This window comes from Niabella aquatica (assembly GCF_054779315.1).
Window position 1 is genome coordinate 18,382 of sequence record NZ_BAAGYM010000005.1, and the last position, 22,294, is coordinate 40,675.

Sequence of the window (22,294 nt, forward strand, 5' to 3'; positions counted from 1 at the left end):
AAATCGCAAAAGTAGTTTGATGATTTATTTATCTGCCCAACCCGACGAGGCGTATTTTGTTTGGCAATTAGAAATACAACTTTCAAATTTTAAAAAATTCGGAATTAAAAAAGAAAGTATTCATGTTTTAATTGGCTATAACCCAGATATAGGATTAAACTATCTTTTTAGTGATCTTATCAATCGATATGCTAATATTGCATCTTTTTTCTATTACCCGGATAATCGCAAAACTAAAAGATACGCGCCTGGGATTAGACCCCATATTATAAAGCAACATTTTAAAGCAAAAAAGTATCTCAGTAAGGAGGTAGTATTCTATCACGATTGTGATATAGTATTCACAACTGGATTACCTGATTTTGAAAAAATAACACAAGATGATTCTTGGCATTTTTCTGATACAAGAAGTTATCTGGATTCCAAATTTATTTTGGAACATGGCACATCTGTTTTTAAGGATATGTGCGATGTCGTGGGCATAGAGCCCAAATTAGTAATAGATAATGATGAAAGTGCCGGGGGGCGCAAGCTTTAATAAAATATGTGGATTATAGTATTTTAGTTGTCAGGTCTGCAAATTATACAATCATCAGGAGACGCTATATGATTCTATAATGGTATTAATAGTTTGTACCAAAAATGAAATAATAGCTGGAATGCATAAAAGATAAATGAATTCAATGTTAATCGATTCAAAGCGCTTGTTCTGCCCGAAGTTTTAGTGGTATTGATAATTAGCTTTTCCTTATTCATAGATAAATTGGCTTATTTAATTTTTATGAATAAATTGCTGGTGCAATAAATCCCGGTTTATGAAGCCAAACAATGGTACCCCAAAAAGTGAAGGTGATCCGATTATTATTCAATCAACTCCCGTAACTGTTATTACTAATCCTAGTGGCATTGGAGAAAGTATTGTTATTAAGCAGAACAAAAACAAAGTCGATCGAACGAATCTGGAATTAATACTAGACGGGCGTAACACGCTGCTGTTTTTAGACATTGTCATGTTGGTAAACGATCCGGTTCCCACACCCGAATTCAAGATCAATTTTGTTGATAGCGGCTATAAAAATGCCCCACTCTACAGCAATCGATATGGATCTGAATTTCTCAATATTCCAGATGATTATTTTATTCTAGACCAGGAGATTGATACGTCGAAACCTGGTTTATACATCGTCAGGGCAGTTATTAATCCCGCCAGGAAAGATACTACTTTGGATGAGATCGATATCAATTTGGATTATCCCGGATTTTTGATTATCGGAGAAAATGAGGCGCATGCAAGTGAACTACACTGCAAGGCTATGGAAAACCTGGAACTAACAGAGCGACCCCGATCCTTGTCTGGGTCTCCGTTTTTACGAGGACTTCTTGGTTTTTCACCACTGGTAAAATCCTTATTGATTAATGAATTTCAACATGTCATTAATAGTGAAATTACCGGTGCGGATCAACGGAATAAATTAGAATTACCGCAGGGGCATATCACAAAAAACGAGTTATATGTATGGGCGCTACAGAAAAACCGGGATCCGAAATTTGCATCAACAACAATCGCTTTGTTCCTGGCAATAATACCTGTTATATACAGTAAAAAAGCGGCACGAAGTAAAGCAGAACAGCTGTTTATTGACGAAATAAATAGTAGAATACAGTTTAACAGGGCTACTGCTGCTGCAGAAGCAATTGATGCCTATAATGAATGGAAAATAAATGATCGGAAAGCAAACGAGAAAAAGCTTCCTACCTTATTGTATATTTTTTCCATTGGAGAGACACGGCCACCCGATAAATTTTTGAAATATGCTTTGGCCGGTATCCCGGTAAAGTTTCAGGACAACGCGCTAGCTGCCCTGGTTGGCAGCGCTTTGGCAGGATTAGCAGTTTTGGGAACAGGTACCGGAGTAGCGCTGAGTGTATCATCTTTGATGCCTTTTACAGCGCCAATCTTTGGCGCCATTACCAGCGGTGTTGCGATCGTTGCTGCCGGTGTCGCAGCCGGGTTATCAGTTTTGGGTGGGATACTTGTTGGGGCGATAGAGCGAATCGTACATGATAGCACTTATGCAGATAAGCTTGAGCAACTTTATGAAGATGCGGCAGGGAATAAGGAAATAGATTTTATTCAGCTACTGAAAAAGAAAGAAGGTATTGCTGCATTCACAACCAATATGGTTGAAATCACTTCTTTTCAGCACGACTTTCTTCAATCTGGAGCATCTTTGAAGCTTCCTCCGAGGTCGCCCAAAAAAAAGCCAATCAAATAGGTATACATAAAGCTGGGTTTTTTTATTCCCGTCTACTAACAATATACGGTAGCCTAAGGAGTTTTGATAACTTTAAAAACCTGGAAACTCGCCGCAACTATATACTTCGGCCTACCTGGAGAATTAAGACTACCTGTCATTGTCAGACGTAACCACCTTGTTAATAGCTTTACTATCACCGCTGGGCACGGAAAGGGTTGTTTTTCGCGACAAGACATTCATGCTAACCCGGCTGAAAGGTAATGCAGGTAGTTTTCTCAATATTAGTCTTTAATAAATTCAATAGGGAAGTCATTGCCAAAACCGTAGCTGGCCGGTGTTTGCTGGCTTCCGCTGTATTGTTTCATCAGGGCGGGTACGCCCGTATGCATATAATTTTTGAGACCTTCTACCGTGATCATCTTATTGCTGGCTGCTGCTCCTTTCAATGCCTGCAAAAGCACGTAAGTAAAAGCACCATGACCCAATGTGGCGAACTCGTTGGCAAATTGCTGGGCTCCACTCGCAGCCATCCAGTGTGTACCCGTGCTTCGGGCTACCAGTGCAATATTTTTTTGTTGATTCCCGTCTGTGCTTAACATCTGCTGAAAAACTCCCGCACTCTGACAGGCATCCAGAATGAACAATTGTTTCTGGGCCGGGATATCGATGGCATGTTGCTGCAGATCGCGGGCCGCAATGCCATGCTCCTGGAGCGCTGCATCCACGTTTTTAAGATCTGCTACATTGCTCGGCACCAGATAAAACTCTTTATTACCCCCGGCAATAACACCATGACCGGCATAATAAAATACAAATACATCCTGTGGTTTTGCCTGCTGCTGTACACTTCGCATGGCAGTAGTGATGCCTGTTTTATCCGCGGCATTATCTGCAATGAAATAGGTTTTGATATTCGTGAGCACCGTCTTTGCATCTTTTTCTACTTCATCTTTAAAAGCTGTAGCATCGGCGAGTGCATAATTCAGATTCATTTTTGGGTTTTTGTAAGCATTGATGCCTACGACCACGAGATAAAGTGTAGCGTTTTGGTCGATCAGGTCCAGCATAGTTATTTTATCATTAACAACGACCTGCTTTCCGTTGTCAGGGGCGTTGGCCGATTGATACTGGATGCTGATTGCTGCTGGATTGCTTTCCGTTCTTTGGGTATTGAGTGCCACTGCACGTATACTGTTCTTGCCGGGAAGCAGATGGATGCTGTACTTTTTTACAGCTGTTTTTGTTTTGTCATCTTCTACAATGAGATTCCGGCTGACCAGTGTCACTATCTTCCCATTATGAAATAGGCGAATTTCATCTATGGCATCATCAGATGCAGTGGCATTAACCGTAATATCTGCCACTCCTGTTGTATTTTGATAGATGGGCACATCATCTTCCACGGTAAGGTTTCGCTGTGCAGCAGCGTAGGTTATTGAAACATCGGGCGCATCATGAAGCTGGTCGACCGGAATTGGTGCAAACTTCTCTCCGTAAAGTTTGCGACGGAGCACATTGGGTGTGTAATACTGCTCATACATTTTTTCAAGCACGATGGGTTTGCCATTCTTCACAAAATACAATTCCCTCATGCCTGCATCGCTTCCATCAAACAATCCTTCCGGAGTAACAAAAATGTATTCTTTTGTGTTTTCGATGAAATAATAAGTGCCTAATAGCTCACCGGTTTCTACATTCCATACCTGTACGCCTTTTTGGGTGGTAGGTGTAAACATCACCTTATTGTCTTTGGTAAATGAAGCTTTTAAAAAGGCGGCGTTGTTCACTGCTTGTAGCTCTTTCAAAACCTTTCCCTCTTTAGTGATCAGCTGTATATTATAAGTGCCCGCCTGAAACTCGCCCACTTCACCTATGGCAATAATATTATTTTTAATATCCCCACCTAATAGTAAAAAGGGATTATGATGAGGCACTTTAAAACTGGAAGTGTAGGCCGCATCATCTGCCTTATAGATATGCATACTTTCACCTCCACTCATGAATAGGTAGTAACTGTCGTTAATAAAGCTGATACGGCCCGGACAATCGCTGTCCTTATATGGATCACAGATGCGCTTGCTGAACACTGTTGCTTTGGTATCAACATTATAAACAACCAAATAGTTAATGTTACTTTTACTAACGATGCCAGCAAGATATTTACCATCAAAACTGGCAGATGTCTCAGATATCAGCTCGCCGAGGGTTGCGAGTTTTGTGGTCGCGCCGGTGGTCAGGTCAATCGACATCAGGTTTCCTTTTGAATCATCGGTAAAAATCAGTTTGCTGTTAGTTGAATTGAAAAAGAAACGCGTAATCCTAACATCAACAGAGAGTGGTAGCGGAATGGTTTTTATGAATTGGCCTGTTTGCGCATTGATCAACGTGGCTTTGGCATCCAGTGAAACCGCCAGCTTGCCATCGGCGCTGACGATCAGATTTTTCATAGTCTGAATATAATCTTCTGGCTTTAAGGTTTCCAGATCGAATTTCCTCAAGCCCCAATCGTTGGAAGCAATCGTCAGGCTATTGTCAGGCTGCAGCCGCTGGCTTAAAGATGGATAGTAATAGTAGTTCTTGAAGTCGGTTACTTTGTTATTGAATCGTGACTCATACTTACCCGATGCTACGTCGAAAAGAAATAATTCTTTACCGTTATTGTAAAACACTTTCCCGGTACCGGGAAGGGCAGCTACCTGATTGCCATAATAAATGGATTGAATTACTTCAGACTCTGGCTGTGTAACTGTTTTAATAGCGTTGAAAGAGGGTAATTGTAATACTTCAATAACTTTACTTTTCGCCTTATAGTTGGTGGCGAAGAGCACCAGCTGGTTATTAGGGATCAGGCAGAAGCCGGAAGGGTCGTATACCGGCAATTGGGCTCGTACAATGTTTGCTGTTTTAACATCATATACAATCAGGGAGTCATTGCGCATCCCCATCACGGTATTGTCAGAAGCATTGTATGCAAACTGTTTCATCTTAAGAGAGTAGATATCTCCGAACTCTTCTTTCAACAGCACCTCGCCTGATACGATATCTACAATACTCCAGCCAAAGTAATAAAGAATCAGCACCTGGTGGTTTCCTATATCATAGAACTGACATTGTCTAGCAGCACTGTTGGTAACTTCGGTTATCGTTTTTATTTTTTTTCCGGTACTAGCCTCTAATACATAAAAGTAGGGGGAGTTCATTGCATAAATGGCAGTTCCATCAGCGCTTAACGCCGCACCGGAAGTGATACGGCCTTCCCTAAAGATCTCCTTTCCTTCTTTTACATTATAACAGTATAAACCATCATTGGTACAGGCTACTATTTTGTCCGGCTCATCCGTGATCGACAGTGAGTTTACTTCAGATGCAAATAGGCTGATATCGAAATTTATTTCATACAGCTTTTTGTTGCTCGCCAAATCCCAAAGAATAGCTGTTTTGTAGGCCATGGAAGCTACATACCTGCCATTGTTAGATGTAGCCACCTTGTCAATACCTTCACTATGACCGCTAGGTACGGAGAGCGTTACTTTTTGGCAAAAGGCATTCATGCTAACCCAGCTGAAAAATAATATAAGTAGTTTCTTCATCATTATTCTTTAATAAATTCGATAGGGAAGTCGTTGCCAAAGCCATAGCTGGCAGGGGTTTGCTGCGAACCGTTATATTTTTTCATTAGCTCGGGAACACCGGTTTGCATATAATCTTTCACGCTGTTCACCGTGATCATTTTCTCACGTTTGGCTTCCCCCTGAAGGGCTTTCAGTAGCACGTAAGTGAATGCTCCATGTCCAAGTGTAGCAAACTCATTAGCGAATTGCTGGGCGCCACTTGCCGCCATCCAGTGTGTACCTGTGCTTCTCGCTACTACGGCAATATCTCTTTGCTGGGTTCCGTCAGCCTTAAGCATTTCGGAAAAGGCGCCTGCGCTCTGGCAGGCGTCCAGAATGAATAACTGTTTTTGAGCGGGGATATCAATAGCGTATTGCTGCAATTCCTTTGCACTGATGCCCGAAGACTTTAGTGCATCATCCACATGCTTCAGATCGGTAACATCGTTGGGTACCAGGTAAAATTGCTGATTGTCTCCGGCGATGACGCCATGGCCGGCATAGTAAAAAATAAACACATCCCTGGGCTGTGCATTGCGTTTTACCGCTTCCATGGCTGTAATAATTCCTTTCTTATCTGCTGCGCCATCTGTCACAAAGTGGGTTTTTACCGTAGAAAGAATAGTGGTGGCATCTTTCTCAACTTCCTCCTTTACAGCGGTGGCATCGGCCATGGCATAGTTGAGACTCATCCTGGGGTTTTTATAACTGTTGATGCCTACCACCACCAGGTGCAGGGTTGCCTGCCTGTCGATTTTGGCGGTAACAGTCTTGTCTTGTGATACAACAGGTGTTGTGTTGCTTGTTGTTTCCGGAGATTGATACCGGATCAATATGTCGTCAGGTGTACTTTCCGTTCTCTGCGAATTAAGGGCAATGGCACGTACTGTATTATTGCCCGGCAACAGGGATAAGTTGTATTTCCTAACGGTTTCTTTTTTTGCATCATCAGCCACAATCAGGTTTCTGGTGGTTAGTGTAACGATCTTTCCATTATGAAACACACGGATCTCGTCTACCTGATCATCGGGGGCAGTAGCAGTAACCGTAATTTCAGCGCTGCCGGTGGTATTGGTATAAGCAGGTATATCATCGCCAACTTCCAGGTTTCTTTGCTTTTCTGCATAAGCGATAGTGACGGTAGGCGCGGCTTTGAGATCATCAGCAGGCATCGGGTCAAAAACTTCGCCATTTACCAGTCGCTGATATAAATTGGGGGTGTAATACTTTTCATATACCAGTTCTATCGGTATAACGTTCCGGTCTTTTACAAAGTATAGTTTGCGAATGCCGTCTGTTGTTCCTTCAAAACGCCCTGCTTCATCGGCGAATACATAATCGTTGCCATCATTAAACAGAAAAAGAGTGCCCAACAGGCGCCCGGTATCAGCCTGCCATATTTTGATGGTTTGGTCCTGCGCTACGGAGTAAATGATCTTATTGTCAGGTGAAAATAGCACCTTTCGTATACCGCTGTTATGGGCTTTTATCGTATATTTTTTTTCACCGTTGAGATGATAGGCAATAAGCTCGCCGTTGGTAGTTCCGTTTACAATCATCGACAGGTCTCCTGATGCTGTTAGGTTTCCAAAAAGATGAACAGATTTAACACTGGAGAGGATATTGCCTCCCGGTATGCTATAAATGATGGCCTCTTCGTTTCCTGCAAGCAAAAGGCTTTTACCATCGAAGGAAATCTGTACCAGCCGGTGCTCAGCAGATGAAATGTCTTTCGAGAATAATATCTTTTTTGCATGCAGATCCACCACGATGAGCTTCCATATATCGTCTGTTTTGACTGTTGCACTCAGCAATTTTTTGTCAGGAGAATATTGATAGTTGACGATATAATTATATCGAAAAATTTCTTCTTTTGTGTTGGTGGTCAGGTTCCAGCGGTACAAAGCGTTCTTGTCATGGTTTTTTTCAGAACGGTCAGGATAATACGCATACATTCCATCTGCGCTGATACTGTAAAGATCCCTATCTGATTCTGTTGATCTGATCTTTCCGTCGGGCTTGAGCATTTTGCCGGTCGCAATATTCTTTACGTAACTTTTGTTATAGTCCATAACAACGATAGTGTCCCCGGTAGAACTAATGGCTACATTTTCTACATTGGTTTTAATATCGACACTGCGGTCAGCTCTCATTCGAATCAGGTCGATACGTTTGAGAACGCTATCATCACATATAATGTTCAGTTTACCGGTAATGGCATTATATTCCATCGAGCTAAATACATTGAACCCTAGTTTGGCCACCGTTCTTTTGAAGAGACCGGTTACTTTGCCACTTGCCAGTTCGCGCAGGGAGAGATCAGAATAGGATGCCAGAAACACCTTGTTTTGCTTACCTAATAAATATCCTTGTGTTACTTGTTGATATTTTACGGGGCTGAAATTTCCGAAGCTTTTTTCGACCCGAAAGTCGGAGCCATTGTATAATTGCACTTTTGCAGTTCGGTCATAACCTTCGAAAAAAAGAAATTTTTCGTCATTCACAGAAGGTATCAAAGTCAGGTTATTCACTCCCGATGATGCATTTACTGTTTTGAGAAGCGCTCCCGTATTAATGTTTTGGAAGCGCGTGATTGAAGTAATTCCTTCTCCATTCACAGCGCTGGCTATTAATCCGTTTTGTTTTAAATACCAGGTTTCTATTGCTTCTTTCTCAAATGCTTTCTTAAACTTTACCTCTCCGGTTTGCACATTTCTGATCTGCCAGCCAAAGTCGTTCCACAGTATAAAATCATTTCCCTGGTTGGCATAACTTAGTGCGTAAAAACTATTGCTAAATACATGGCCGTTTAAAAAGTCGCTATTGCCCGATAACGTATTAAACCATTTGATACCTTTTTCATCGTTAATCAATACGCGGCTGTCGTCAGGAGTGAAAACGAGTGTACCCGTGTGATAATTGAGATAGTTTACTGACCAGAGCTTTTTACCATTGAGCGTAGAATAACAACAGAGCTCATGATCGGTAGAGTAGATCAGTTTATCTCCCGCATGTGAAATGGCCATAGCTTTTAATTTACCCGCTGGAAAAGTATACAGTTGCCGCCCGGTGGCAGCATCCCACATGATGATCTTTTCATCTTCGGAACTGTACAGATACTTTTGCTGCTCATCAAGTACCACCTGCATGATTGCAAGCGAGTGTCCATTGGGTACAACGATCTTCTCTGGCTGCGAAAAGCAGACTGATACCGCGCAGCTCAGCACCAGGACATATACCAATTTTTTCATGAGCCTTTGCTTATTGTATTTTAAGGTGACTGGTAGAGCCGTTGGTTAATGGTGTTTGATTTCAACCATCAGCGGAACCACATTGCCTCCGCTATAGGTTGTCTGGGTATCGTCATCAGTAACAGTCAGGTTTCTGGTAGCTGTTCCGTTGACGCTAAAGCCAACTTTTTCAGGTTGATATTTAATGATCGATTTGTCCATGAGTTTATTGCCCAGTACTTTTTTGATCTTTGTACTCAGCGCACCGGTAAGCCCGCTCATTTCCACTGCTATCTTTTTTGCGTCCAGTTTTTCGGCCGAATAGAGAATGAGCAGATAATCCGTTCCTTTATTGTTGTCAAGACGTACTACTTTTTTATCGGAAGGGAAGGCAATACTGCTATTTGCGCCAATATGGGTGGATACCATATCGTCAAAAGGAAGGATCAGATTCACCTTTCCGGAAAGATCGGTTGCAAAGGCATAAACATAAGCTTCATTGTCTGTATCGATGTAAAAACGAAAGGCGGTACCACTGGGATAACTGCTGGCCATGGTGTATGCTACCAAATCTTCTTCAGCGGCAGGCTGATCATCATCGACTTCCAGGTTGCGCGTGGAGGTTTGTTTGATAGGCATGTCTTCACCTGTATTGAGGGTAAAGGCCACATGGCCACTTAAAGCAAATTTTTTTTCAACAGGTTTGGGTTTTGGTGCGGGTCCGGGAGCCGGTTTGTTTTCCGCTGGCGCTGGTGTCAGCGGATCGCCAAATACCTGCATGGCCAGCACACACCATTTAGCATAATCATCATATTTTACCCAAACCAATCCTTTATCGGCCCAACCCGTGCCCCAGCTGTTGAGTACCCTGAAGGCGCCGTCATATTTGCCATCGTCATATCCAATCACTACCATGGCATGTCCATTATGTTTCCAATCGCTCAACTGGTCGTCGCTGCTCGTGTTCCATACAGCCGTTTTGATATCAAAGAAACTTTTGGGCAAATGCCAGCCAGTAGAAACAGGTGATCCCTCCAGCAAGGCTTTTTTGGTGACTGCAATCAGGTCTTCTTTGGCAAGCACATACTTATCGCCTTCCATCATTCCTTTCCCTGCAAATAAAATAGCCGCATCTTTTATTTTGTAACGAATGGCCTCCGTCTTAGCAGCCTCGGTTATAGATGTGTTGCATTGATAAGGTACTGTCGTTTGAAAAGGATCACCGCCTGTGATCATTTTTACCAGTGCATTAATAGGATCACTCCCGTTCTGGCAGTCCTTGTCGTCAGGCGATTTTATCTGCTCGTATAAATAAGATGCAGAAAAAGCATATTTGTTGATAATGTTTCTATCTGTTATAGCATGTGTTTTAGCGTACAAGATTGTTGCTACCCCGTGCGCATTGGCAAAAGCTACACAGGTGCCATGGTTCCCCTGATCAGCTGGCGTAGGGCAATACTGCTCCAGCGAGTAAGATGGAGATAAGCCGCGGAAACTTCTGGTAGATAACAATACTTTTTGTGGTGTGGCTGAAATAGTGCTTGCATTAAAGGTAGCCCCGGTTCCTCTGGTGTTTTGCGCGTAGCTGCTAAACTGACCAAGAATAGTTATACCTAACAGCATCCACCATTTTTGACTGACTGTGTACATTGGTTTGGGGTTTAATAAATTGATGATGATCTTTTAAAATCTGTTACGAGATAATGATGGCTGCGGTTTATCCTATTACAATGCTTAAACGTTGCGCCCTTTGTTGAAACTCCCGGAGTGCAGCGGCAGGTTAAAAAAGAAAGGTCAATTGAGTTAAGAGAGTGCCCAAGCTGTATGCTTATTTATATCGACGATAATGATCATCGAAGCACTTTTAATGATTTCTGTTACAATAATGTCCTTTATGACAGATCTTTTTTGCTGTTGAATATGAAGTTGAACGGGTGATATATTCACATCGACTTATGTCAAAAAAGATTAGAAAAAATGTGTCAACCTGAAAGTTGATGCAGTATTTAAATTGCTCAAACTAAAAGCTCTTTTTGAGTAAGAGTGTAACTTAATGAGCCCGGGGCCGATTAGTATTTTGCGGCAAAAGACCCTTTTACTTTAATGCTTTTATGCGTTTCCTCTTCCCCCATTGTGCCGTCGAAAGTGCCTTCTACTTCTTCGGTGGTAGATTTGGTAATGTTGAAATTCACCGAAGTTCCATCTGCCCCAGAAGTATAACCTTTAGCACCGGCGGTATTCAGTATCGTATAGGTAAACTTGGCCGGGTCTGCGCTGGGAAAGTCTTTGCTATTAAAGGAGCCGACTTTTATATTTAAGGGCAGGTAAATTATAAACTGCTCAGCCAGCGCTCCGCCGGTAAGCGCGCCGGAAGCTGAAGAATTAATGCTTATAAAGCCTTGCTTTATAACCGTACTCATCGTTTCTGCTGATTTATATTCAGCATTGTGTGCTCCGGATATAGCGGCAGTCACAGCAGACTTTCCTTTGGAGAGGTTACTACTATTGGGTGTCGTTGTAGTATCATCCTTTTTACAGCTGCTGAGTTGTATTGCTGTGGTAAGTAGTCCGCCAAGGATTAAAATAGAAAATAATTGCTTTTTCATTTTAGTATGTTATTAAGTAGCAAAAGTGGGCAGTGAAAAGATACCTTCCAATACCCTTGTTACGGTATTTTAGCTGCCGGTAGCTACTGCAGGCAAAATATACCGTATGGACGGTAGTATATCCATGCCTGGCCAGAGTAAATTTGTTGTCTGATATATTTTAAGATGAAGGCTGGAGGCTGGAGGATGAATAAGACCCAAAATCCAGGCCTGGTTTAGACAGCGTGTTACTACAAATATTGCAAGAATCCTCTGCAAATAATTATATCGGATTGTCAGGCAATTATCAAAATATAGCAGAATTATAATTAATTTGTACATCTATGGGTTATCGCTTTTATATCAATGCTTTTTTTGCAATAATGCTGATATCCGGTTGTGAAGATAAAGCTACCAGGCGGCGGATGCATAGTGACTTTCCCAACAACAGCACTCCGCCGGATTCTATCCTTAGCGCCGCTAAAAAACTACGCAACGGAACGAAGCAGGAAAAGACTTTAGCCGATATTTATATGAGCATATATTACGGGTGTACCAGTGGTTATCCCCGTTCGAAATATGAGTATGGCAATGCCTTAAAACTTGCATCCAAAATAAATGATTCCTCATTGATTGGTATGTCATATATCGGCCTCGCTCATGCATCTAAAAATCTCGGGGAATATCCTGAGGCCCTTACGTTATTTTCAAAAGCTTTAGCTTACTACAGGTCTGATTCAGTGATCACTCCCGGTATATATGCCAATATTGCACAGGTATTCCAGTTGCAAAACGACCTGAAACAGGCTTCCACTCATTTGCGGCATGCTTTAACCTTCTCAGCCAATAATAAAGACAATATAGGCTATCTGCTCGCGTTACACGCACTGGCAAACGTTCAGGGCATGAGCGGTGCTATAGATAGTGCTTTGATCCTGGATGAAGAGGGCATTGCCATTTCCAAAAAGATCAAAAACCGGGCGACTGAAAGTACTTTTCTGGATAATAAAGCTAATTGTTTTATGTACAGTAATCGTCCTGATAGTGCCCGGTATTACTTTAGCAAGTCACTTCTAATAGATTCCTCTTTAGGTAACAGAAAACAAATGTCGGATACCTGGCTGAACCTTGGCGAATTGGAACGGATGTATGGTAATAGTAAAAAGGCGGAGCTGTTTTTAAAGCATGCAATCAATTTAGCAAATAGTGTTGGCTATCGAAATGGTGTACTTTCAAGTTATCAGAGTTTGTCTCAGGTTTATGCGAAGAGAGGAGAATTTGAGAAAGCACTGAATGCTGAATCTGCTTATAGCCGCATTAAAGACAGCATTATCAATTTGAAAAGAGAAACTGCGGTTGCTGAATGGAAAGCGGTATATGAAACCGAAAAAAAAGAGGATGAAATAAAGCTACAACGCCTCCAGTTAAAACAGAAAAACACAAGTATCTGGTTGATTAGTATTTGCAGTATTCTTCTGTTAAGTATGGTGTATTTCGCTAACAAAAGAAACAAGGAAAGAAAGGAAAAAATATACAGGGAAGCGCTCTTTGCGCGCGACAAAGAGTCAGCCGGTAAAATATTGATTGCTGAAGAGACGGAACGAAAACGGATTGCGGCAGATCTTCACGATGGCGTGGGGCAAACGCTAACAGCCGCCTGGCTCAATCTGCAGGCGGTACACCCACAAATCGAATCTTTTGACAGCGAAAATGCAACGTTGTTACGTACCACCACACAGTTGATAGGCAATAGTTGTGCTGAGATAAGACAGATCAGTCACAATATGATGCCTGATATTTTATTTCAAAAAGGTTTAATACCTGCCATCAGGTCTATGATAAGCACCATCAACCAACAACATTTTTTTGTCAGTTTATCAGCAGAAGAGTATGACATTTCTCTAGACAAAACAACGGAATTAATAGTATATCGCATCATACAGGAATGCGTAAGTAATGTGGTGCGCCATTCCCAAGCCACCGAGCTTTACATTTCAATCAACAAAGAGGAGCAAAATATTGCCGTTATGATAGAAGATAATGGTATCGGCTTCGATCAGAATAGCCAGGAAGATAAAGAGGGCATTGGTATGCAAAATATCCGGTCACGGGTACAATACTTACACGGAAGCGTAGAGTGGAATCATGTGAACCCGGATAAGAGCGGTACTGTTGTGGCAGTTTATATACCCATATATTATGAACCAATCAGTTAAAATAAAAATTGCTATTACTGACGATCACCAAATCGTCATTGACGGTCTGTCTGCTGCGCTCAGAAACTATCCGCACATAGAAATAGCAGCGACAGCTATTTCCGGAAGTCAAATGATGGATATACTAAAAAGTAACGAAATAGATATTTTACTTACCGATATCATGATGCCGGGAATGAACGGTGCTGAACTAGCGCAAACTGTCAGAGGTATTTTCCCCAATATCCGCATTATCGCTTTGAGCATGGATGGGAAGGGCGAACAGGTAGAAAAGATGGCACCTTTTATCGACGCCTATCTTTTAAAACAATGTGGCATCAATGAATTAGTTACTGCTATAGAAACGGTATATGATGGTGGCACCTATTTTGACGCGTCGGTGCAGGAAGAACGCTTAAAATACAGGAGATCGCAGCATTTCATTATTGAAACGGGTATTACGCCGCGCGAAAGACAAATTATTCAGCTGATGGAAAAAGATTTTTCGAATAAAGAAATCGCTACTCAGCTATGCATTTCTATCCGTACGGTGGAAACACATCGTAAAAATATTCTTCGTAAAACCGGTACAACAAATGCGTTAACGCTCATCAAATGGGCTTATGAGAATAAGATGCTCTAGTCGATCATTTATAATTCAGCTCCACCTCCCGTTACGCTGGAGCGATCATCTTAAAGATGATTGCCGCTAATCGTATCGGTATCGATTTCCCCTGTTTTTTACACAATAAGTGATCACCTGGCTCTATAATGTAGAGGCTAATTAGTTGTCCCTTAAAAAGTCTATAAATATTGTTGGTGTTGAGTTATAGTTTAAAAAGTGGTGTCAAAGTTTTCAATAAACAAGTAAATTGAGTCTAAAATCTTGCAGATTTCATGTACAGAAAACCCATCACCACACCGCAGTCCAGCATGTTTTCCAGTCTGGTGGGTATTATTGATCAACAGCATCTGCTGGTATTATTAGCTGACAAAATAAATTGGCACCTGTTCGAGGAAAGTTTTTCCAGGCATTACAGCCAGCGCATCGGTAAACCTGCAAAGCCCATCAGATTGATGGTATCCTTGCTGATACTCAAACAACTTCGTAATCTCAGCGATGAGGACATAGTATTGTATTGGTCAGAGAATCTGTACTTTCAGTACTTTAGCGGGTGCATGACATTTACTCCGGGCTTACCATGTAGCGCCACCGAGTTGGTAGAGTTTCGCAAACGTATTGGTTCAGAGGGTATGGAGTTGATCTTTAAAGAAAGCATACGGGTAAACGATAAAGACAGCAATGATGATACGTTAAGTGTTGACACGACGGTCCAGGAAAAGAACATTGCCTGTCCTACAGATACTAAACTGCACCAAAAGAGTATAAAGAAGTGTATTGGTATTGCCCGAAAGGAGGGTATAGTACTGCGTCAGAGTTACAGGTTTACATTGAAGAGATTAAATGTCCTGCTTCGTTTTCAGCATACAAAGCAAGGAAGTGCGCAGGTCAGAAAGGCGCGTAAGAAGATCAAGACCATCGCAGGTCGTTTACAGCGGGAGTTATGCAGAAAGCTTGCTGAATCTGCATTAGAGCGCTACCAGCATCAACTTGATATTTATCATAAAGTATTACAACAAAAGCGAAGTGACCGTAGTAAGATCTATAGTTTACATGAGCCGGAAGTAAAGTGTTACACAAAAGGAAAGGAGCATAAGAAGTTTGAATTTGGCAGCAAAGCTTCTATCCTGGTCACTTACCGATTTCGGATTTAAGAAAATATTTGGCTCTGAACCTAATAAAGACCTGCTAATTGCTTTTTTAAATGAGCTGTTTAAAGGGCGTAAAGTAATACGCGACCTGGTATATAATCCACAGGAAAACAGCTCTCCGGCAAAGCATTACCGCAAAACCATTTTTGACCTTACCTGCACTCGCGCTGATGGTGCAACTTTTATCATTGAAATGCAGCGGGCCGAACAGAAATTTTTTACCGACCGGGCCGTTTTTTATACTTCCAGTAAATTGTATGAGCAGGGGCCAAAAGGAAGTAAGACCTGGGATTTTGAATTAAAAGAGGTGTATTTTATTGGCCTGATGGACTTTAATTTTGACAACACCGCACCTGATAAATACCTGCACAGGGTAAGGCTGGCAGAGGAAAAAACCGGGCATGCATTTTATAAAAATTGGGATTTATATTCTTAGAACTGCCTAATTTTAACCTGCCCCTGAAGCAAATTAAAACCGACCTGGAGCGCTGGTTGTACGTGCCCCGGAATATGGGGAAAATGGAAAAAATTCCGGTAATTTTGCATAAGAAGATATTTCAGAAGCTGTTCCAGATTTCTGAAGTAGCCAATTTAAAAAAGGAGGAATATATGTTGTACGAAAAAGACCTTTTGGTAAATGGACAGAGTACTCCGTATTGAAAACTGCGGAAGAGCGCGGCGAAGCTAAAGGCGAAGTTAAAGGTAAGGCAGAGATTATTACCAATCTGATTGGTAAATTTGGCTTTAATGACGAACAGGCGGCAAGCGCTGCTGAAGTTTCCCTTGATTTTGTAAAAAAAATACGTGCTTCAATCAAAAAGAAAAAATAGGCATTTAAGTATTATATGCTATAAAAGATTGTTTCCTTTTTTCATTTGTGTTGACTAATTAGAATGATGCCGTGTTCTTACATATTCGGAAGGAGTCATATTAAAATGCTTTTGGAAATTTCTGCTTAATTGTGTTAAAGAGTTGTAACCCACGCTATAAGCCACTTCATTTAGCCGGAGCGATCTGCCCGAAAGTAATTCAACCGCCTTTTTCAGGCGTGTAACATTGATCATTTCGGCCGGAGACATGTCAGAGATAGAGCTGATCTTTCTATAAAGATTAGTCCGGCTCATGTGCATACACTTTGCCAGTAATACCACGTCTAAATCAGGATTGGTAATGTTTTCATTGATATGAGTCTCCAGTACTTCAAGAAAAGCTTTATCGGTTGCTGTATGGGCAACGCTGGTAATATGTGCGGTTGGCGATTGTGCAAAATGCTTTTTTACTTTTTCCCTGTTTTTTAGCAGGCTGTTTATTTGAGCAAGCAGGAACTCCATTGAAAATGGTTTTTCAATGTACACATCTGCGCCGGCATCTAACCCTTCTATTTTTGATTGTAACGTATTCTTCGCTGTAAGCAGTATAACCGGTATATGGCTAAATTCAAAATTAGATTTGATGGATTCGCATACCTGAAAGCCATTCGGCTCTGGCATCATCACATCACATATCACAAAATCAACCTCATTTTTTTGCAATTCGTTCAGGGCATCTTTACTATCAGATATACATATTGTACGGCAATGATCTTTTAACCCGTCTGATAAAATAAAAAGCATATCCTCGTTGTCATCAATTATTAATACGGTTCTCTTTTCTTCCATCAGTTAATTTTTAGTTTCACATATTGTTATATATGGCAATGTTAATTCAAAAGTATTAAAATTATTTGTAGTGGAGTATATCAGCATTCCTTTATGAAGTTCAGTAAGCGATCTGGCCAATGACAGGCCTATGCCCGATCCCGAAGTATTTTTTATATTCAGCCTTATGAAGGGATCAAACATCTTGCTCCTTGATTCTAATGGTACAACAGGTCCGTCATTCATTACTATTATTTTTACATCCTGCTGCCCTGGCACTTCGATTTTAAAGATCACTTGAGCATCGCAGTATTTGATGGCGTTGTCCACAAGGTTGCTTAGTATTTTAGTTAGAGCATCTTTATCTCCCCAGACAATGACGGGATGCGCTACTGTTATCAGGCTGTGTTTTATCTTTTTCTGCTCCATTGCAGGTGTAAACCGGCCCCAGGTATCGGTTATTATTTGATTTAGGTCTGTTTCTGAAAAATAAAGCTGGTAATGTTCTGTTTCTGTTTTCCTGAAATCTAATAGCTGGTTGGTTAGTTCGAACAGGCGCTCTGCATTGCTATTCATTATTTGTAAATGCTTTTGAAATTGTGGTATTTCATTAGCGCTCTTACTTATGGTTTCAAGCGGCACTTTTATTAATGTAAGCGGTGTTTTTATTTCATGAGTGATATTGGTGAAAAATTCCATTTTTGCCTGATAGAGTTCTTTCTCCTTATTCAGCGCAAAAATATCCATTTTGTAGCGTTGCTTTTCCTTTTGACGCTTTACATAATACCTGAAAGAAATCAGGACAATTGCTATAATGACCGCTGCATACAGTAAATAGGCTGCAGGCGATTTCCAAAGCGGGGGTAGTATTTTAATGGTTATGGTTTTTTCATTCGGCATCCATGTGCCTGCACCATTCGTAGATCTGATGGTAATATCATATGTGCCTGGCGAAAGATTGGCGAATGTTATTTTCCGGGTATTACCCACCTGGTACCAGTTGCTGTTATTTATTTTATAGGTATATAATATGTTTAAGGGATCCGTAAATTCCAGAGCTGCAAATTCAATATTGAATGTTGCCTGATCATATGTAAGTTCGATCTGCTTTTTTGTAAGCAGGGGTATGTCATTGGTAAAGCCGGCTTGTGGTGCCGAATTAGTACGCGGAAGCTGTAGTTTTGTTATATATAACGGGGGTATATACTCGGTGGTATGAAAAAAGGCCGGATTAAATTTTATAAGCCCTTTAATACTGCCTGAATAAATATCGCCATTTTCATTTTTGTATACTGACTGATAATTAAACTGATTGTTAAGCAGGCCATTATTTTGTCTGAACACTCTTATTTGATGGGTTTGCTTATCAAGCCAGGCCAGGCCCTGTGAGGTTGGTATCCAGTAATTACCCAGGTTGTCTTTTACAATAGCGTAAACAATATCGCTGGGCAATCCCTGCTCACTATTGTAATACTTATAATTTTTATTATTTAAATTGATGCAGAACAATCCGTCTATAGTACATACCCAGAGCTGGTTGTTTGTATCAGGCATCAGGTAAAGTATGCGGGTATTACGGAGTATATTTTTTTTATCTGTAGGCAGGATTAGGCTTCCTGTATGGTTCTTATTAAAATAAAACACTCCTTTATTATGAGAGCCTATCCATAAAGTGCCGGTGCTATCCTCTGCAATAGCAGAGTAAAATACATTCGCCGGTAATGCCTGCTGCCGGTAAAATCGCCCCTGCTTTATATCGAACCTGAAAACACCGTGAGCAGTACATATCCATATCTCTCCACCGGATGATTGAAATATTTTATTTATAAAATTGCTCTTCAGGTCGTATGGGCCGCTGCCTGCATTAAAATGCCTGACTACTTTTTTTTCCGGTATATCCATTATGTCAAGTCCTCTCTCAAAGGTTCCTATCAGCAGTTGGTGCCCTATAGCCAGCAAGCCATGTATATTCGAGCTTGATAAGCGGTTCAGCCGGTCGGGTTTGTATTTTTTAAATGCATTTTTTGCAGGATCCAACAGGGTAAGTCCTCCGTCTTCTGAACCGATCCATATATTCCCGTACCGGTCTTTTGTGATCTCCCTCACCGCATTGCCGCTTAAAGAATTAGGATCGGAAGTAGGGATGTGTTTTTCAAAAATTAAAGGGGAGTGGGGCAGATAGTTTACACCTCCAAAATAAGACCCTATCCATATACCGCCTTCACTGTCCTTACATAAGGCATAGAGCGCATTGTCCGAAAGTGAGAACGGATTCAAAGATGTTTTCAGTAAATGCCTGTAGCTGCTGTTAACAGGATTATATATATACAGGCCGTTTTCGGTACTTATAAAAAAACTGCTGTCCGAAACCTGCAATATATTTCGTACGAAAATATTTGCCGCTTTTTCTTTGCCATTGATAAGGTGCTTGATAGTTTTTTGAGATCTGTCAAATTCCAGCAGTCCCTCCTTAGAAGTGCCTATCAGTAATTGGTTGTCTTTGAAGGCATGGATGGCCTCTACACTGTTTTGGGGTCTGGCTGATACATTGTATACAGTAGCCTGGTTCCCCTGTAAATAAACAATTTTCCCGTCAACAGAACCTATCCAGATACCTTCTTTTGCATCTTTATAAACTACAGAAACGTAAGTGATGCCCGGTATATATTTTTTTACAGTCCTTCTTTTTTGCGGATCATAATAATAAAGCGCATCCTTCAGTATAAACCAAAGCCGGCCATCAGCGTCATCGCAGATGCTTCGTACTGTTCCATTGTCCACCGGCACCGGCTGCCGGAAGGCGTCGTGAGCCGGATCATACAGGGAAATACCTTTTTCTGTGCCTACCCATAACGATCCTTTGCTGTCTTCATAGAGGCAGTAAACAGAATTACTTTTCAGGCTGTACGGATCGCCCGCCAAATGTTTATACACTTTAAAACTGTTCCCGTCAAACCGGCTTAATCCGTCGGAGGTGCCCAGCCATACAAAACCATATTTATCCTGTAAAGCAGTTATAACAGCGTTATTAGATAAACCGTTCTCCACTTCGTAGTGGCGGAAATAGTAAGGTTGGCTCATACTTATGGATAAGTGTAAGCAGCAAACAAATAATAATGAATAACGACAAATCATAGATCTGAATACTGGTGTAAAAGTGGGACAAATTGATGAATTTTTGGAACAAAATGGAAAAACGTTTTAGCGTAATAGATATAGTTTTGTTTCCTGTTGCTTGAAATAAGCTTGATAAAAACCAGACAATGTTATGTGAGCAGGTGTAAAAAAATAATGATTGTTTGAATAGCGGATCATGATAGCTGTTTATATTTTGATTGCGGGCCAATAATAAATTACATACTGCTGAAAAAATTACTGTAATATGATTGTACAGAATAGCGGCGATGCTGTTTGCACACCCTTTTTTTATTTGTTATTGATTGCTATTGCACTTGCTGCCTGTCGGGGGAAAAGATCACGCTATCCCTGAGGGTGGGCAACCTGAGATCATTTTGATGCAGTCATAAGCAACCCGGCAGGGTACAGTTCTTCCTGTAAAAAATACTTTAGAAAATATAAAACAGATACAAATGAAAAAATCAGGTTCACTATTATTCAAGTGGCTGTTTGGCCTGCTGGCCGTGATGGCTATGGGCGTTGCATGTAAGAAAAAAGATATTGTGGATGAAAGCCGAACGCCTTACGATCCCACTGCAGATGTGCTTGTAACGGATTTCTTTCCTAAAACAGGGGGTAGCGGACAGCAGCTCGTGATTTACGGGAAAAATTTTGGAAATGACACATCCATCGTGTCTGTTAACATTGGGGGCAGGCGGGCCACGGTAATTAGTGTGCACCCTGACGCCATATACTGTTTGGTTCCCGACAGGGCTTATACCGGTGAAATACAGGTAAAAGTAGGAACGCAGGCCGGGCAGGAGGTTGTGATGGCAAAAGAGGCTTTCAATTACCAGAAAAGAATGGTGGTAACCACCCTGGCCGGTAAAAAGGATGAAAGAGATAATTACGATACAAAAAACGGCACTTTCGATGATTGCGGAGGCTTTAATAATCCTTCATGGCTGGTCTTCGACCCTAAGGATCCCGACCTGTTATATATGGGGCAGGACGGTAGCGATGTAAGGCTGCTGAATTTTAAAAACAAAACCGTTACTACGCCCATTACAAGAGGTATGGGTGGCTGGAACCGTATCAGGACAATCGACTTTTCGCTGGATAAAAACTATATGATCATTGCCGACGACCAGGGCGATGCCAATGGAAAAAGCACTTCCATATTATCCCGGGCAAGTGGTTTTAAAGACCCGAAAGTGTTAACCTCGTACAGGCAATGTAACGGAGCGGCTGTTCATCCTGTAAACGGGGAAATGTATTTTAACAGCTATGAAAAGGGGCAGTTTTACAGGTTTGACCTGACCCGGTATTTGACGAATAATGATTTGGGTATTAAAGATTACCAGGAGATGTTCAAGATCCAGGACAATGACTGGGAATTTAATATAAATATAGCGCCAGGCGGGGACTATGCTTATATCATTGTTATCAACCGGCATTATATCTTAAGAACCGATTATGACTGGACTAACAAAACCTTTACAATGCCCTATGTAGTTTGTGGACAACCGCGTTCAGATGGGTGGGTTGATGCAGTAGGTACACAGGCCAGGTTAAATACTCCATACCAGGGCGTATTTGTAAAAAACCCTGACTACGCAGGCAAACAGGATCAGTATGATTTTTATTTCACCGAAATGTACAATCATGATATCAGGATACTCACACCCGAAGGAAAAGTAACCACTTATGCCGGAAGGGGCAGTTCAAGTATTAATAATAATCCTTATGGCCTTATTAATGGCGGGCTTCGCACAGAAGCCAGGTTCGACCGGCCGGAAGGCTTAGCCTATGATTCAGTAAACCATGTGTTTTATGTAGGCGATTGGATGAATCGTTGTGTTAGAAAAATTTCATTAGAAAACTAAAA

Annotated in this window: 13 protein-coding genes and 1 pseudogene; 8 read left to right on the plus strand and 6 right to left on the minus strand. The window is 41.3% G+C overall.

The features are described from left to right. Positions 1–19: 19 nt before the first annotated feature. Both ACYVBM_RS05165 and ACYVBM_RS05170 read left to right on the plus strand, forming a co-directional pair. A complete protein-coding gene (locus ACYVBM_RS05165; protein WP_460684560.1) occupies positions 20–538 on the plus strand; it encodes a hypothetical protein in 519 nt (172 codons plus the stop codon). A 277-nt stretch (positions 539–815) separates the two neighbouring features. Continuing rightward, positions 816–2,276 carry a hypothetical protein gene (locus tag ACYVBM_RS05170; RefSeq protein ID WP_460684561.1) on the plus strand — a complete coding sequence of 487 codons (1,461 nt, stop codon included), beginning with the start codon at positions 816–818 and terminating at the stop codon, positions 2,274–2,276. Positions 2,277–2,539: 263 nt separating this feature from the next. On the opposite strand, the gene ACYVBM_RS05175 is transcribed toward ACYVBM_RS05170, so the two are convergent. The 4 genes from ACYVBM_RS05175 to ACYVBM_RS05190 all read right to left on the minus strand — a co-directional run bounded on the left by ACYVBM_RS05175 (position 2,540) and on the right by ACYVBM_RS05190 (position 11,705). Then, on the minus strand, positions 2,540–5,851 hold the full coding sequence (locus tag ACYVBM_RS05175) for a caspase family protein (RefSeq protein ID WP_460684562.1): 3,312 nt from the start codon (positions 5,849–5,851) through the stop codon (positions 2,540–2,542). Continuing rightward, positions 5,851–9,120 (minus strand): caspase family protein, encoded by a 3,270-nt coding sequence (locus tag ACYVBM_RS05180; protein WP_460684563.1) that lies wholly within the window; start codon positions 9,118–9,120, stop codon positions 5,851–5,853. The genes ACYVBM_RS05175 and ACYVBM_RS05180 overlap by 1 nt, the downstream gene beginning before the upstream one ends. A gap of 45 nt (positions 9,121–9,165) precedes the next feature. Then, the gene (locus tag ACYVBM_RS05185; protein ID WP_460684564.1) at positions 9,166–10,749 is read right to left on the minus strand and encodes a C1 family peptidase; all 1,584 of its coding nucleotides are present in this window, start codon (positions 10,747–10,749) and stop codon (positions 9,166–9,168) included. Between the two features lie 419 nt (positions 10,750–11,168). Continuing rightward, complete coding sequence (locus tag ACYVBM_RS05190; protein ID WP_460684565.1) at positions 11,169–11,705, minus strand: hypothetical protein; 537 nt, start codon at positions 11,703–11,705, stop codon at positions 11,169–11,171. Positions 11,706–12,028: 323 nt separating this feature from the next. On the opposite strand from ACYVBM_RS05190, the gene ACYVBM_RS05195 reads away from it, so the two are divergent. The 5 genes and pseudogenes from ACYVBM_RS05195 (at position 12,029) to ACYVBM_RS05215 (ending at position 16,482) form a co-directional block, all read left to right on the plus strand. Then, positions 12,029–13,900, plus strand: a complete 1,872-nt coding sequence (locus tag ACYVBM_RS05195; RefSeq protein ID WP_460684566.1) for a tetratricopeptide repeat-containing sensor histidine kinase — start codon at positions 12,029–12,031, stop codon at positions 13,898–13,900. Further along, positions 13,884–14,522, plus strand: coding sequence for a response regulator (locus tag ACYVBM_RS05200; protein WP_460684567.1), 639 nt, complete (start codon positions 13,884–13,886; stop codon positions 14,520–14,522). Before ACYVBM_RS05195 ends, ACYVBM_RS05200 begins: the two co-directional genes overlap by 17 nt. A gap of 254 nt (positions 14,523–14,776) precedes the next feature. Next, positions 14,777–15,655 (plus strand): IS5 family transposase, encoded by an 879-nt coding sequence (locus ACYVBM_RS05205; protein ID WP_460684568.1) that lies wholly within the window; start codon positions 14,777–14,779, stop codon positions 15,653–15,655. Further along, a pseudogene (locus ACYVBM_RS05210) lies at positions 15,609–16,312 on the plus strand (Rpn family recombination-promoting nuclease/putative transposase). The gene ACYVBM_RS05205 and the pseudogene ACYVBM_RS05210 overlap by 47 nt, the downstream one beginning before the upstream one ends. Next, positions 16,309–16,482, plus strand: coding sequence for a hypothetical protein (locus ACYVBM_RS05215; protein ID WP_460684569.1), 174 nt, complete (start codon positions 16,309–16,311; stop codon positions 16,480–16,482). The pseudogene ACYVBM_RS05210 and the gene ACYVBM_RS05215 overlap by 4 nt, the downstream one beginning before the upstream one ends. A 54-nt stretch (positions 16,483–16,536) precedes the next feature. On the opposite strand, the gene ACYVBM_RS05220 is transcribed toward ACYVBM_RS05215, so the two are convergent. Together ACYVBM_RS05220 and ACYVBM_RS05225 are read right to left on the minus strand one after the other, a co-directional pair. Beyond that, positions 16,537–17,310 (minus strand): response regulator transcription factor, encoded by a 774-nt coding sequence (locus ACYVBM_RS05220; protein WP_460684570.1) that lies wholly within the window; start codon positions 17,308–17,310, stop codon positions 16,537–16,539. A gap of 3 nt (positions 17,311–17,313) precedes the next feature. Further along, entirely contained in the window at positions 17,314–20,370 is a 3,057-nt protein-coding gene (locus tag ACYVBM_RS05225) for a ligand-binding sensor domain-containing protein (RefSeq protein WP_460684571.1), read from the minus strand. A gap of 509 nt (positions 20,371–20,879) precedes the next feature. Here ACYVBM_RS05225 and ACYVBM_RS05230 point away from each other — a divergent pair. Beyond that, on the plus strand, positions 20,880–22,292 hold the full coding sequence (locus ACYVBM_RS05230) for an IPT/TIG domain-containing protein (protein ID WP_460684572.1): 1,413 nt from the start codon (positions 20,880–20,882) through the stop codon (positions 22,290–22,292). Positions 22,293–22,294: the final 2 nt, after the last annotated feature.

What these genes read in the sequence shown, in the direction of transcription:
- ACYVBM_RS05185 (WP_460684564.1), bottom strand. Translation starts at nt 10,749, where the DNA reads ATGTACACAGTCAGTCAAAAATGGTGGATGCTGTTAGGTATAACTATT.
- ACYVBM_RS05230 (WP_460684572.1), top strand. Translation starts at nt 20,880, where the DNA reads ATGAAAAAATCAGGTTCACTATTATTCAAGTGGCTGTTTGGCCTGCTG.
- ACYVBM_RS05220 (WP_460684570.1), bottom strand. Translation starts at nt 17,310, where the DNA reads ATGGAAGAAAAGAGAACCGTATTAATAATTGATGACAACGAGGATATG.
- ACYVBM_RS05195 (WP_460684566.1), top strand. Translation starts at nt 12,029, where the DNA reads ATGGGTTATCGCTTTTATATCAATGCTTTTTTTGCAATAATGCTGATA.
- ACYVBM_RS05180 (WP_460684563.1), bottom strand. Translation starts at nt 9,120, where the DNA reads ATGAAAAAATTGGTATATGTCCTGGTGCTGAGCTGCGCGGTATCAGTC.
- ACYVBM_RS05170 (WP_460684561.1), top strand. Translation starts at nt 816, where the DNA reads ATGAAGCCAAACAATGGTACCCCAAAAAGTGAAGGTGATCCGATTATT.
- ACYVBM_RS05225 (WP_460684571.1), bottom strand. Translation starts at nt 20,370, where the DNA reads ATGAGCCAACCTTACTATTTCCGCCACTACGAAGTGGAGAACGGTTTA.
- ACYVBM_RS05205 (WP_460684568.1), top strand. Translation starts at nt 14,777, where the DNA reads ATGTACAGAAAACCCATCACCACACCGCAGTCCAGCATGTTTTCCAGT.
- ACYVBM_RS05175 (WP_460684562.1), bottom strand. Translation starts at nt 5,851, where the DNA reads ATGATGAAGAAACTACTTATATTATTTTTCAGCTGGGTTAGCATGAAT.
- ACYVBM_RS05190 (WP_460684565.1), bottom strand. Translation starts at nt 11,705, where the DNA reads ATGAAAAAGCAATTATTTTCTATTTTAATCCTTGGCGGACTACTTACC.
- ACYVBM_RS05200 (WP_460684567.1), top strand. Translation starts at nt 13,884, where the DNA reads ATGAACCAATCAGTTAAAATAAAAATTGCTATTACTGACGATCACCAA.
- ACYVBM_RS05165 (WP_460684560.1), top strand. Translation starts at nt 20, where the DNA reads ATGATTTATTTATCTGCCCAACCCGACGAGGCGTATTTTGTTTGGCAA.